This is a genomic window from Streptomyces sp. NPDC002181 (genome assembly GCF_042890485.1).
Classification (GTDB): domain Bacteria; phylum Actinomycetota; class Actinomycetes; order Streptomycetales; family Streptomycetaceae; genus Streptomyces.
In genome coordinates this window covers 12,895-26,126 of the sequence record NZ_JBIASC010000020.1, presented here as the reverse complement: position 1 = coordinate 26,126, position 13,232 = coordinate 12,895, and the positions used below count along the sequence as shown (strand labels likewise).

Genomic DNA, 13,232 nt, shown 5'->3' with positions numbered 1-13,232 from the left:
CGCCTCGGCCGTCCGTACCGCTCGTCCTGCTCCTGCCCGCCCCCAGTGTGGCGTGCGCCACTGACAACCCCCGTCAGCGACGGCCGCGCGGACCGCCTTCTTCGCCCTCGTCGTCCCGGCGCGGGCCGAGCAGCTCGTCCGCGAGGGTCGGCAGGTCGTCCAGCGGGGTCTCCTCGGCCCAGGCCGGCCGCGGCCGGTTCGCCGTCCCCGCCGACCGGTCCGACCGGTCCGACCGGTCCTCCTGGCCCTGCCCGGCCGGGCGGCCGTCGGCGCCGAAGACCGGGAGCTCACGGGTGGCGTCCTCGCCGGCGTCCCGGAAGATGCCCGGCGGCACCCGGTCGGCCGGGCTCTCCTGCGGCCGGCGGGCCGTCGGCCGCGTGGCGGACCGGGCCGGGCCGGACGGCCCGGAGGCGCCGGACGGGCCCTGACCACCGGCCGGAGGGCTCGTACGCGAGGGCCGCACAGGCGGCAGGACCGCCGTCTCGTCCGCCGGACCGGATGCCGGTACGGCGGGCAGGACCGAGGTCTCCGCCGCCGGGTCGATCTTCGGGACCGGGACCGTCTGCGTCACGTCGTCCGGCTGGACGACCCGCTTGACCATCGGGGTCTCCACCGTCACGTCGTCCGGCAGCGGCTCCTTGGTCATGGGCACCTTGCGGGCGGGAGCCGCAGCAGCCGGAGCCACCGGTTCCGGAGCGGGCACGGGGGCCGCGGCCGGCGCCGGAGCGGCCGCCGCAGCCGATGCCGCCGCTGCGGCCTGCGCCGCCGCCGCTGCCGCCGAGGCCTCCGCCAGCCGGCGCGCCTCCTCGGCCCTCAGCAGGGCCTCCTCGGCACGCCGCTGCTTCTCCAGCCGCCGCTCCTCGGCCTCGGCGCGCAGCCGGGCCTCCTCCTCGGCCTGCCTTCGCAGCCGCTCCTGCTCCGCCGCGCGGGCCTTCTCCTCGGCCTCGGCGCGCAGCCGCTCGGCCTCGGCCCGGGCACGGGCCTCCTCCTCGGCGCGCAGCCGCTCCTCTTCCGCCTTGCGGGCGGCCTCGGCCTCGGCCTTGATCCGGGCGGCTTCCGCCTCGGCCTTCAGCCGGGCTTCCTCCTCCGCGCGCAGCCGCTCTTCCTCCGCCTTGCGCGCCGCCTCTTCCTCGGCCCTGCGCCGGGCGTCCTCCTCGGCCTTGCGCCGGGCCTCGGCCTGAGCCGCCACCTCGGCCTCCGAGAGCGGAAGCATCCGGTCCAGGCGGTGGCGTACGACGGTGGTCACGGACTCCGGGTCCTGGCCTGCGTCGACGACCAGGTAGCGCCCGGGGTCGGCCGCGGCCAGCGTCAGGAACCCGGCCCGCACCCGCTGGTGGAACTCGGCCGGCTCCGACTCCAGCCGGTCCGGGGCCTCCGTGAACCGCTCGCGCGCCGCCTCCGGCGATACGTCGAGCAGCACGGTCAGGTTCGGTACGAGTCCGTCGGTGGCCCAGCGCGAGATCCTGGCGATCTCGGTCGGGGACAGGTCGCGCCCGGCGCCCTGGTACGCGACCGAGGAGTCGATGTAGCGGTCGGAGATGACCACCGCGCCGCGCTCCAGGGCGGGCCGCACCACGGTGTCCACGTGCTCCGCGCGGTCGGCGGCGTACAGCAGCGCCTCGGCGCGGTGCGACAGTCCGGCCGAGGAGACGTCGAGCAGGATCGAGCGGAGCCTCTTGCCGACCGGGGTGGCCCCGGGCTCGCGGGTCACGACGACCTCGTGGCCCTTGCCCCGTATCCAGTCGGCCAGGGCCTCGACCTGCGTGGACTTGCCGGCGCCGTCGCCGCCCTCCAGCGCGATGAAGAACCCGGCGTCGGACGCCGCCTGCACCGGCTCCCCGCCGCGCAGCGCCTCGCGCAAGTCACGGCGCAGCGGCACGCCGCTGCGGTCGTCGGCCTTGGCGAGCACGACGACGGCAACGGGCAGCAGCAGGGCGCCGACCAGCATCAGGGTGAAGGCGGCCCCGCCGTGCGCGAAGACGACGTCCCCGGAGGCCAGCCGGTGCGGGCCGATCGCCGCGGCCAGGGCCGGCGCGAGGACCGCGCCGATGGCCACGGCCACGCGTACGACGGCCTGCAAGTGCTCGGTGACCCGGGCCCGGCGGAACTCCTCGGTCTCCTGGTCGAGCAGGGTGTGCCCGGTGTTGGCGGCCACGCCCGCGGCGGTGCCGGCGAGCAGCGACAGGAACAGGACGGTCGCGGTGTCCGGCACCAGCCCGGTCAGCAGCAGCGCGAGCCCGGCCACCGCGATGGCCAGGGCCAGCAGCCGGCGCCGCGACAGCGCGGGCAGCACCTTGCCGGCCTGCGCGGCGCGGATGCCGATGGCGGTACCGCCGAGCAGTGCCAGGACGAGCAGCGCGTACGTGGCGGGACCGCCGCCCAGGTCGAAGGCGTGCAGCACGGCCACGGCGGCGGCACTGGCCACGGCTCCGGCCACGGCGGCGCAGGCGAGGACGAGCAGCGGAATGGCCCCCGTACGCCCCTTCTCCGGCCGGTCCCCCGCCTTGGGGGCGCGCAGGCCCTCCAGCGGGGATCGCGGGCGCGGGGTCTTCGCCGCGGGCAGCACCAGCGGGAGCAGCAGCGAGACGGAGGCCGCGAAGAGGCCGGCGGCCACGTACGAGCCCAGGGCGGCCTGGTTCTCGGCGAACCAGTCCACGCCCAGGCCGAGGGCCTTGCCGACCAGGGTCGCCACGAGCAGTACGGCGGCGGCGACGGGCAGCGCGGCGAAGGACGTGCGCAGGTTCAGCCGGCGCAGCGCGTCGAGGTGGTCCGGCAGCGGTCGTACGGTGGCGCCCTCCGGCGGCGGCGAGGGCAGCAGGGCGGGGGCCGCGCTGTCCTTGGCCAGGGTCCACAGCCGCTCTGCGACGCCGGAGACGAAGACGGTGGCCAGCAGCGCGGTCAGCGCGTGGGCCGGGATCCAGTCGAGCCAGAGCGGGGCGACGACGAACAGGCCGAGCCGGATCCCGTCGGCGCCGAGCATCGTCCAGCGGCGGTCCAGCCTGCCGCCGGCCTCCTTCGGGGCGAGGAGGCCTGCCAGCGGACCGAGCAGGACGGCGCCGAAGATCAGGGTGGCGAGGATCCGGACCCCGAAGACGGCGGCGATGGTGAGGGCCCAGCCCTGGTAGCCGCTGCCGAAGGTCTCTTCGGAGACGGCGATCTGAAAGGCCAGCAGCACCAGCACCAGCAGGGCGAGGGCGTCTCCGATGCCGCTCACCAGCTGGGCGCTCCACAACCGACGCAGTCTGGGGGTGCGCAGCAGGGCGCGCACCGCACGCTCGCGGGAATCCGCGGCGAGGGCTTCGTCGTAGGTGGGGTTCGCGGGGGCGGTCACGACCGTTGGCTGCTCGGCTCGCGTCATCCGCCCAGCCTATCCGCTGCGCCTGGCAGCTGCGGAGCCTGTGGATGACCATCCGGTGTGACCCCGGCCCCACCGCGGCGCGAAGGCCCCGGGCCCGTGCGATCCGCACGGGCCCGGGGGGCGGTCAGTCGTCCGACGCGGGGGCGGCGGCCGCCGCCTTCTTGGCCACCGTCTTCTTCGCCGTCGTCGTCTTCTTGGCGGCGGTCTTCTTCGCCGTCGTCGTCTTCGCCGCCGTCTTCTTCGCCGTGGCGGCCTTGGTCGCCGTGGCCTTCTTCGCGGGCGCCTTCTTGGCCGGGGCCTTCTTCGCCGTCTTCTTGGCCGGGCCCTTGGCGCGCTTCTCCGCCAGCAGCTCGTAGCCGCGCTCCGGCGTGATCGTCTCGACGTCGTCGTCCCGCCGCAGCGTCGCGTTCGTCTCGCCGTCCGTCACGTACGGTCCGAAGCGGCCGTCCTTGACGACCACCGGCTTCTCGCTGACCGGGTCCGTGCCCAGCTCCTTCAGCGGCGGCTTGGCAGCGGCGCGCCCGCGCTGCTTCGGCTGGGCGTAGATCGCGAGGGCCTCGTCCAGGGTGATCGAGAACAGCTGGTCCTCGGTCTCCAGCGACCGCGAGTCCGTGCCCTTCTTCAGGTACGGGCCGTAGCGGCCGTTCTGGGCCGTGATCTCCACGCCTTCCGCGTCCGCGCCGACCACGCGCGGCAGCGACATCAGCTTCAGCGCCTCGTCGAGGGTGACCGTGTCCAGGCTCATGGACTTGAAGAGCGAGGCCGTCCGCGGCTTGACCGCGTTCTTGCCGGTCTTCGGGGTGCCCTCGGGGAGGATCTCCGTCACGTACGGCCCGTAGCGACCGTCCTTCGCGACGATCTGGTTCCCGCTCACCGGGTCCTTGCCCAGCTCGAACTCGCCGCTCGGCTTCGCGAAGAGCTCCTCCGCGTACTCGATCGTCAGCTCGTCCGGAGCCATGTCGTCCGGAACGTCGGCGCGCTGGTGGCCCTCCGCGTCCTTCTCGCCGCGCTCCACGTACGGCCCGTAGCGGCCGACGCGCAGCACGATGCCTTCGCCGACCGGGAAGGAGGAGATCTCCCGGGCGTCGATCGCGCCGAGGTCCGTGACCAGCTCCTTCAGGCCGCCGAGGTGGTCGCCGTCGGCCGGCACGACCTCCGACGCGTCCTCGGAGCCGAAGTAGAACCGCTTCAGCCACGGCACGGACTGGGCCTCGCCCCGCGCGATGCGGTCGAGGTCGTCCTCCATCTTCGCGGTGAAGTCGTAGTCGACGAGCCGCCCGAAGTGCGTCTCCAGCAGGTTCACCACGGCGAACGACAGGAAGGACGGCACGAGCGCCGTGCCCTTCTTGAAGACGTATCCGCGGTCGAGGATCGTGCCGATGATCGACGCGTACGTCGACGGGCGGCCGATCTCGCGCTCTTCGAGCTCCTTGACCAGCGAGGCCTCGGTGTAGCGGGCCGGCGGCTTGGTGGAGTGCCCGTCCGCCGTGATCTCCTCGGCCGACAGCGCGTCGCCCTCCGCGACCTGCGGCAGGCGCTTCTCGCGGTCGTCGAGCTCGGCGTTCGGGTCGTCCGCGCCCTCGACGTACGCCTTCATGAACCCGTGGAAGGTGATCGTCTTGCCGGAGGCGCTGAACTCGGCGTCGCGTCCGTCGGAGGCCCGGCCGCCGATCTTCACGGTGACGCTGTTGCCGACCGCGTCCTTCATCTGGGAGGCGACGGTCCGCTTCCAGATCAGCTCGTACAGGCGGAACTGGTCGCCGGTCAGACCCGTCTCGGCCGGCGTGCGGAAACGATCACCCGAGGGACGGATCGCCTCGTGGGCCTCCTGCGCGTTCTTGACCTTGCCGGCGTAGACGCGCGGCTTCTCCGGCAGGTAGTCGGCCCCGTAGAGCTGCGTGACCTGCGCCCGCGCCGCCGACACCGCGGTGTCGGACAGCGTGGTGGAGTCGGTACGCATGTAGGTGATGAAGCCGTTCTCGTACAGCTTCTGCGCCACCTGCATCGTCGCCTTCGCGCCGAAGCCCAGCTTGCGCGAGGCCTCCTGCTGGAGCGTCGTCGTGCGGAAGGGCGCGTACGGGGAGCGGCGGTACGGCTTGGACTCGACCGAGCGGACGGCGAACGAGGCGTCCGCCAGCGCGGCGGCCAGCGCCCGCGCGTTCGCCTCGTCGAGGTGCAGCACCTCGCTCTTGAGCTGCCCGTTCGAGCCGAAGTCGCGGCCCTGCGCGACGCGCTTGCCGTCCACCGTGTTCAGGCGGGCGACCAGCGTCGAGGGGTCGGAGGCGTCACCGGCGCGGCCGGTGGAGAAGGTTCCGGTCAGGTCCCAGTACTCGGCGGAGCGGAAGGCGATGCGCTCGCGCTCCCGCTCGACGACGAGGCGGGTGGCCACCGACTGGACGCGGCCCGCCGACAGCTTCGGCATGACCTTCTTCCACAGGACCGGCGAGACCTCGTAGCCGTAGAGGCGGTCGAGGATGCGGCGGGTCTCCTGGGCGTCGACCATGCGCTGGTTGAGCTCGCGCGGGTTGGCGACGGCGTCGCGGATCGCGTCCTTGGTGATCTCGTGGAAGACCATCCGGTGGACGGGGACCTTGGGCTTGAGGACTTCCTGCAGGTGCCACGCGATGGCTTCGCCCTCGCGGTCCTCATCGGTGGCGAGGAAGAGTTCGTCGGACTCGGCCAGCAGCTCCTTGAGCTTCCTGACCTGGGCCTTCTTGTCCGCGTTGACCACGTAGATCGGCGCGAAGTCGTGCTCGACGTCGACGCCGAGGCGGCGGACCTCGCCCGTGTACTTGTCGGGGACCTCGGCCGCGCCGCTGGGGAGGTCGCGGATGTGCCCGACGCTCGCCTCGACGACGTATCCGGGGCCGAGGTAGCCCTTGATCGTCTTCGCCTTGGCAGGGGACTCGACGATGACGAGTCGGCGGCCGCCCTTTGCGGTCTCGCTAGTCGGGGACAACTTGGCTCTTCTCTCCGGTCGGCACTCGGTCGCGGTACGGCGACGCTGCGGAGTGTGACGGTACAACCCGCCCCCGTGTCAAACGGCGGAAGCCCGCAACGGCCACTCGAACGGTAACCCGACAAGTGCCATTTCTGCCGCCCGGATACCGCGCCGGACCCGTAGCGATCACCGGGCCGGGTGGCCAGGGGGCCGTCTGGCCCCGCCTCCGCACCCCGTCTGACGTCCCGTTTACGTCGCGGAACCGGGCGGGTCGGCGCGCCGGTGACCGCGTCGGCGCCCGTGTCGGTGACCGCGTCGGTGGCCGCGTCGGCGGACGGGCCGGTCCCGAACCGGTGATCAGGTCCGATCAGGCTCCGGTCGGCTCGTGACCGGCCCCGCGGCCGGCCCGTGACCACCGTCGTACGGAACTCCGGACGCCGCGCGGCGTGGAGGTCCCTGCGGCGAGCGGTACCAGCGGTACGGCCACGGCGGGGCGCACACCCTCGGCCACCGGCGCCCGGCGCGCCGCGCACGCCCCCGTCCGGCCCGGGAGAGCCGTTGCGAACGGCCGGGAAGACGGCCGCCGCGATGATCGCCGGACCGCCCTCCATGCCGCTCCCCCCTTACTCCCACCTGCTCCCCGGCCGTTCGGCGGATCCCGTACGGATCCCCCCGGACCCCGCCCGCCGGGACGCGTACGCACCCCCGGGCGCGGGCCTTCCGCCCACCGTGCGGTGGCCCGCGAACCCCGGGTTACCCGCCGGTTTCGGCCACGCTCGCCGGAGCCCCGTCAGCCCTCGGCCGGCTCCAGGAATCCCTGCTCGACCAGGACCCTGATCGCCTCCGGAGTCCGGTCGCGCAGCACCACGGGATCCTCCTGCACCAGGTGCGCGATCGCGTCCAGGATCCGGCCCGCCGTGAGTGAGCCGTCGCACACTCCCGCGAAGCCCGCCCCGACCGTGTCGACCTTGGTCGCGCGGCGCATCCCGCGGTTCTGCCGCAGGACCACGTGCTCCGGATCCTCCGCGCCGGGCGCGCCGACCTGCTCCTGGACGACCTCCGCCGCCAGCACGAAGCGCGCCTCCAGCAGGGCCGCGTCGTCGTGGTCGCGCAGGTAGTCCTGGCGGGCGAAGTGGGCCACGACGGCATCGCCGAGCGGCTGCTCCACCGAGTGCGGCCACTCCTCGACCACGATCGACGGCTCGGCCGCGTCGCTGCGCCGCAGGGTGATCCAGCCGAAGCCGACGGCCTTGGTCTTGCGCGCCTCGAACTCGTCCAGCCAGTCCTCGTACCGCCGCGCGTACTCGGCCGGGTCCGTGCGGTGGTCGCCCGCGTCGCGCAGCCACAGCTCCGCGTACTGCGTGACGTCCTGCACGTCACGCTGCACGATCCACGCGTCGCAGCCGCGCGGCACCCAGGCCCGGACCCGGTCGTGCCAGTCCTCGCCCTCCACGTGCTGCCAGTTGCCGAGGAACTGCGCGTACCCGCCGGGGTTGAGGTGCGCGCCGGCCTCCTGGACGAGGGTCCGGCACAGGTCGTCGCCGCCCATCCCGCCGTCGCGGTACGTCAGCCGGGCGCCGGGGGAGATCACGAACGGCGGGTTCGACACGATCAGGTCGTACGTGGCCCCGCCGACCGGCTCGAACAGCGACCCCTGAAGCAGCTCGGCCTCCTGGGCGCCGGACAGCGCCAGGGTCAGCCGGGTGAAGTCCAGGGCCCGGGGGTTGACGTCGGTCGCGGTGACCCGGGTGGCGTGCCGGGCGGCGTGCAGGGCCTGGATGCCGGATCCGGTGCCGAGGTCGAGGGCGCTGCCGACCGGGGTGCGGACGGTGATCCCGGCCAGGGTGGTGGAGGCCCCGCCGACGCCGAGGACGACGCCCTCCTCGCGGCTGCCGATCCCGCCGGCCCCACCGACGGCGCAGCCGAGGTCGGAGACGATGAACCAGTCCTCGCCGTCGGGGCCGCCGTACGGGCGCACGTCGACGGTGGCGTGCAGCTCGTCGCCCTCGCGGCGCAGCCAGCCGTCCGCCAGCGCGGTCTCGACGGGCAGCGCCCGGGCGGCGTTCACGTACGGCTCCGGCTGCTGGAGCAGGAACAGCCGGACCAGGCTCGCGAGCGGGCCGTCCCCGCCGCCGCGCGTGGCGCGCAGGGCGGGGACCGTCTCACTGCGGGCCAGCGCGGCGTAGGCGGGGGCGCCGAGCAGGTCGAGCAGGCCGTCGGCGGTGAAGCCGGCGGCGAGCAGGGCCGTGCGGAGCTCGGCGGCGCGGTCGGGCGAGGGAAGGCTGGTGGTACTCACCGAACCATTGTGTCGGCTGCCGCCCCCGATGCGTATGCCGCGCGGCCGCTGTTGCCGACGATGCACGCGCCGGGGCGGCCGGTTTCCCCGGAACCCGTCCGCCCCGAGCCCCCGTACGGCCGGCTGCCGCGGGCTACCTCACTTCGGAGATGCCGAGGGCGCCGCCACCTGGCAGCCCTTCTGGCCGTTCATCGCCTTGTCCAGGCCGCCCGTCTTGAGTGTGCTGAGCGCGTTCTTGCCGCCCTGGGTGGCCGCGTCGAGTCCGCCGGCCACCTCCTTGAGGCCGTCGGCGAACTTCGTCTGGTCCTTCGGGTCCAGACCCTCCATCTTCGTCTTCAGGTCGGCGTAGCCCTTGGAGGACTCCTCGAAGCCCTTGATCGCCGCGGCCTGCGTCGTCTGACCGTCCTTGACCGGCGGAACCCCCGCGCCCTGGAGGGCGGTTCCCATCGCCTTGTACGACGCGGACATGGTCCCGAACGCCGCCGAGTCGGTCGTCTGCACCTCTTCGGGCTTGCTGCTCTCGGTCGCCACCCGCTTGATGTCCGCGTTGGCGGTCTCGATCTTCTTCAGCTCGGGCTGCCACTTGTCGCAGACCTTCTTGGCCCAGGCGTTGGCCTTCTCATCCCCGTCGTCGCCGCCGCAACCGGACAGCACGAGCATCAGTACCGCACCGCCGGACACCGCGGCCGCAAACTTCTTGTTCACCGGATTGGTCCCTTCGAAGGCTCTCGGCCCGGAAGATACACGCCCGCCATCCGGGCACGCAGAAAGGCGGACAGACGGCGCGTCAGTCCGCGCCGCCTGTCCGCCGTTCGGGCGTACCTTCGAGTCCTCGGCCCGACCGGGCCCGCAGGCCCCTCCGAGGGTCACCGCTCGGGTCAGGAAACCACCGCGGGATCGGCCTGCTGGGCCGCCCGCTCGGCGGGCGCGCCTTCGCCCTCCGTGTCGTCCCCGACCGCGATGCCGCGGCGCTTGGAGATGTACACCGCGCCGATGATGACGGCGATGGCCAAGACCGCGACGATCGCGCGCACGGTCGCGCTCGTGTCGGGGCCGTAGCTGAACTGCACGACCGCCGGGGCGATCAGCAGCGCCACCAGGTTCATGACCTTGAGCAGCGGGTTGATCGCGGGACCCGCGGTGTCCTTGAACGGGTCGCCGACCGTGTCGCCGATGACGGTCGCGGCGTGGGCCTCGCTGCCCTTGCCGCCGTGGTGGCCGTCCTCGACGAGCTTCTTCGCGTTGTCCCACGCGCCGCCGGAGTTGGCGAGGAAGACGGCCATCAGGGTGCCGGTGCCGATGGCGCCCGCGAGGAACGAGCCGAGCGCGCCGACGCCGAGCGAGAACCCGACCGCGATCGGGGTGAGGACGGCGAGCAGGCCGGGCGTGGCGAGCTCGCGCAGCGCGTCCTTGGTGCAGATGTCCACGACGCGCCCGTACTCGGGCTTCTCGGTGTAGTCCATGATCCCGGGGTGCTCGCGGAACTGGCGGCGCACCTCGTAGACGACGGCGCCCGCGGAGCGGGAGACGGCGTTGATGGCGAGGCCGGAGAACAGGAACACGACCGCCGCGCCCAGGATCAGGCCGACCAGGTTGTTGGGCTGGGCGATGTCCAGGCTGAGGTTCATCTCCCCGGCCTTGGCGCCGACTTCCTTGACCGCGTTGGCGATGGCGTCGCTGTACGAGCCGAACAGCGCGGCCGCGGCCAGCACGGCGGTGGCGATCGCGATGCCCTTGGTGATGGCCTTGGTGGTGTTGCCGACGGCGTCCAGGTCGGTCAGGACCTGCGCACCGGCGCCCTCGACGTCGCCGGACATCTCGGCGATGCCCTGGGCGTTGTCGGAGACGGGCCCGAAGGTGTCCATGGCGACGATGACGCCGACGGTGGTGAGCAGGCCGGTGCCGGCGAGGGCCACCGCGAAGAGCGCGAGCATGATCGACGTGCCGCCGAGCAGGAACGCCCCGTACACGCCGAGGCCGATGAGCAGCGCCGTGTAGACGGCGGACTCCAGGCCGATGGAGATGCCGGCGAGGATGACGGTGGCCGCGCCGGTCAGGGAGGACTTGCCGATGTCCCGGACGGGACGGCGGTTGGTCTCGGTGAAGTAGCCGGTCAGCTGCTGGATCAGGGCCGCGAGCAGGATGCCGATCGCCACGGCGACGAGGGCCAGGATGCGCGGGTCGCCCTCGTGGTTGGTGATCGTGGCGTTCTCGACGCCGATCAGGTCCTTGTAGCTGGACGGGAGGTAGACGAAGACGGCGATCGCCACCAGGACCATCGAGATCACGGCGGAGATGAAGAAGCCGCGGTTGATGGCGGTCATTCCGCTGCGGTCGGAGTGGCGCGGGGAGACCGCGAAGATGCCGATCATGGCGGTGACCACGCCGATCGCGGGGACGATCAGCGGGAAGGCCAGGCCGAGGTCGCCGAAGGCGGCCTTGCCGAGGATCAGTGCGGCCACGAGGGTCACGGCGTACGACTCGAAGAGGTCGGCCGCCATGCCGGCGCAGTCGCCGACGTTGTCGCCCACATTGTCGGCGATGGTCGCGGCATTGCGCGGGTCGTCCTCCGGAATGCCCTGCTCGACCTTGCCGACCAGGTCGGCGCCGACGTCGGCGGCCTTGGTGAAGATGCCGCCGCCCACGCGCATGAACATCGCGATCAGGGCGGCGCCGAGGCCGAAGCCCTCCAGGACCTTGGGGGCGTCGGCGGCGTAGACCAGGACGACGCAGGAGGCGCCGAGCAGGCCGAGGCCGACGGTGAACATGCCGACGACGCCGCCGGTGCGGAAGGCGATCCGCATGGCCTTGTGCGAGACGTCGGTGAGGTCCTTGGCGGGCTCGCCCTCGGCGGGGGTCGCCTCGCGCGCCGCGGCGGCGACGCGCACGTTGGCGCGGACCGCGAGGCGCATGCCGATGTAGCCGGTGGCCGCCGAGAAGAGGGCGCCCACGAGGAAGAAGGCGGAACGCCCCGCCCGCTGGGTCCAGTCGTCGGCGGGGAGCAGGAAGAGCAGGAAGAACACGACGACGGCGAAGATCCCGAGGGTGCGCAGCTGCCGGCCGAGGTAGGCGTTGGCGCCTTCCTGGACGGCGGCTGCGATTTTCTTCATGCTGTCGGTTCCCTCGTCGGCGGCGAGTACCTGGCGGACCAGGATCTGCGCGACGACGAGTGCGGCAAGTGCCACGGCCGCGATCACCATGACGATGAGCCGATTGTCATCGGTGAGTACGGCGGCTGCCAGATCGGAGTTTCCGACCGGCGCGTTGGGGGTGAAGAGCCCCGTCATTCGTCCTCCTTGACGTGATGAGCTCAAGATGTGGACGGATTGTAGGGAGGTCTCCCCGATCAAAACAGTGCGCAGGAAACGGAATTGGCCTTCTCTTGCTCCTCAGCAATAGATCGCGTCACTCCATTACCCTCGAAAGGGGTAATGGGACAAAGGCATTGACGCCTGATCATTGATCTAGGAAATGCTGCGGGGTATGAAAAAAGGCCCTGCTCAGCAGGGCCTTGATGAAGATCGGAAAAATCTCCGGGCTATGGGAAGCGTGGGACCGGCGGGATGTGCGGAGCCCACGGGACTGCCCGGCCTGACGGGGCCGTCGAGACCGTCGAGACCGCCAGGATTCGCACGACCGGCAGGATTCGCAGGACGGTCGAGGCAGGCAGGACCGGCAGGACTACGGGCGATCCGACGCCCCGGACACGGGCCAGCTCATCCGGATGGTCCCGCCCCCCTCCCCGCTCGTCACCTCGACGTCGTCGACGAGCCCGCTGATCACCGCGAGGCCCATCTCGTCCTCGGTCTCGGTGTCCGGGTCCAGGGTGGCGTCGATGCCGGACACGGTGCCCTCCGGGCCGCCGGCCGGTCCGGGCACCTCGTCGCCGACCTCGATGGAGAACAGCTTCTCCTCCTCGGTCAGGACCACCCGGACGGGCGCGGTCAGCCCGTTGCTGAGGTGCAGACCGACGGCGCGCGAGCAGGCCTCGCCCACGGCGAGGCGGACCTCGTCGAGCACGGCTTCGTCCACGCCGGCCCGCCGCGCCACGGCGGCCGCGACGAGGCGGGCCGTCCGGACGTGTTCGGGCTGGGCGCTGAAGCGCAGTTCAACGGTGGCCATGCGCGTCCCCCTCGGACTACGGGCGTGCCTTACAGAGGCCCGGACCGCCCTCGGCCCGCGCCCCCGCTCCTCTTCGGCTCCCCCCGCGGCGCCTCACGGCGCCCCGGAGGGTGAAGCCGTCAGTCGGTGGCTGCGACGGCGTCTTCCACGGTCGTGTGGATCGGGAACACCTTCGTCAGGCCGGTGATGCGGAAAATCTTCAGGATGCGCTCCTGGTTGCACACCAGACGCAGCGAGCCCTCGTGCGCACGGACGCGCTTGAGACCTCCCACCAGCACACCAAGCCCGGTGGAGTCGAGGAAGTCCACTCGCTCCATGTCGACCACCAGGTGGTAACTGCCGTCGTTCACCAACTCGACCAACTGCTCGCGCAGCTTGGGCGCGGTATACACATCAATCTCGCCACCGACCTCCACGACCGTACGGTCGCCGACAGTGCGAGTCGACAGGGACAGGTCCACGGATCCTCCAGCACCTTGCTATCGAGCGGCGCCCCCCAGGGGCCTCCCCACCCG

The 13,232-nt window shown here is 72.5% G+C and carries 7 protein-coding genes; all 7 read right to left on the bottom strand.

Annotated elements, in window-relative coordinates; genetic code table 11:
* Positions 1-73: 73 nt before the first annotated feature.
* The 7 genes from tmk to bldG all read right to left on the bottom strand — a co-directional run bounded on the left by tmk (position 74) and on the right by bldG (position 13,178).
* Positions 74-3,358 (bottom strand): dTMP kinase, encoded by a 3,285-nt coding sequence (tmk, locus tag ACFYXV_RS32410; RefSeq protein ID WP_389384849.1) that lies wholly within the window; start codon positions 3,356-3,358, stop codon positions 74-76.
* A 124-nt stretch (positions 3,359-3,482) separates the two neighbouring features.
* The gene (gene topA, locus ACFYXV_RS32405; protein ID WP_385468583.1) at positions 3,483-6,317 is read right to left on the bottom strand and encodes a type I DNA topoisomerase; all 2,835 of its coding nucleotides are present in this window, start codon (positions 6,315-6,317) and stop codon (positions 3,483-3,485) included.
* 772 nt (positions 6,318-7,089) lie between these two features.
* Positions 7,090-8,595 carry a methyltransferase gene (locus tag ACFYXV_RS32400; protein ID WP_389384848.1) on the bottom strand — a complete coding sequence of 502 codons (1,506 nt, stop codon included), beginning with the start codon at positions 8,593-8,595 and terminating at the stop codon, positions 7,090-7,092.
* 138 nt (positions 8,596-8,733) lie between these two features.
* Positions 8,734-9,300: a small secreted protein gene (locus tag ACFYXV_RS32395; protein WP_385468577.1), complete on the bottom strand. Its 567-nt coding sequence runs from the start codon at positions 9,298-9,300 to the stop codon at positions 8,734-8,736.
* A 173-nt stretch (positions 9,301-9,473) separates the two neighbouring features.
* Positions 9,474-11,882 (bottom strand): sodium-translocating pyrophosphatase, encoded by a 2,409-nt coding sequence (locus ACFYXV_RS32390; RefSeq protein ID WP_385468574.1) that lies wholly within the window; start codon positions 11,880-11,882, stop codon positions 9,474-9,476.
* 394 nt (positions 11,883-12,276) lie between these two features.
* A complete protein-coding gene (locus tag ACFYXV_RS32385) occupies positions 12,277-12,717 on the bottom strand; it encodes an ATP-binding protein (RefSeq protein ID WP_048476303.1) in 441 nt (146 codons plus the stop codon).
* Positions 12,718-12,836: 119 nt separating this feature from the next.
* Positions 12,837-13,178 carry an anti-sigma factor antagonist BldG gene (bldG, locus tag ACFYXV_RS32380; protein ID WP_030152678.1) on the bottom strand — a complete coding sequence of 114 codons (342 nt, stop codon included), beginning with the start codon at positions 13,176-13,178 and terminating at the stop codon, positions 12,837-12,839.
* Positions 13,179-13,232: the final 54 nt, after the last annotated feature.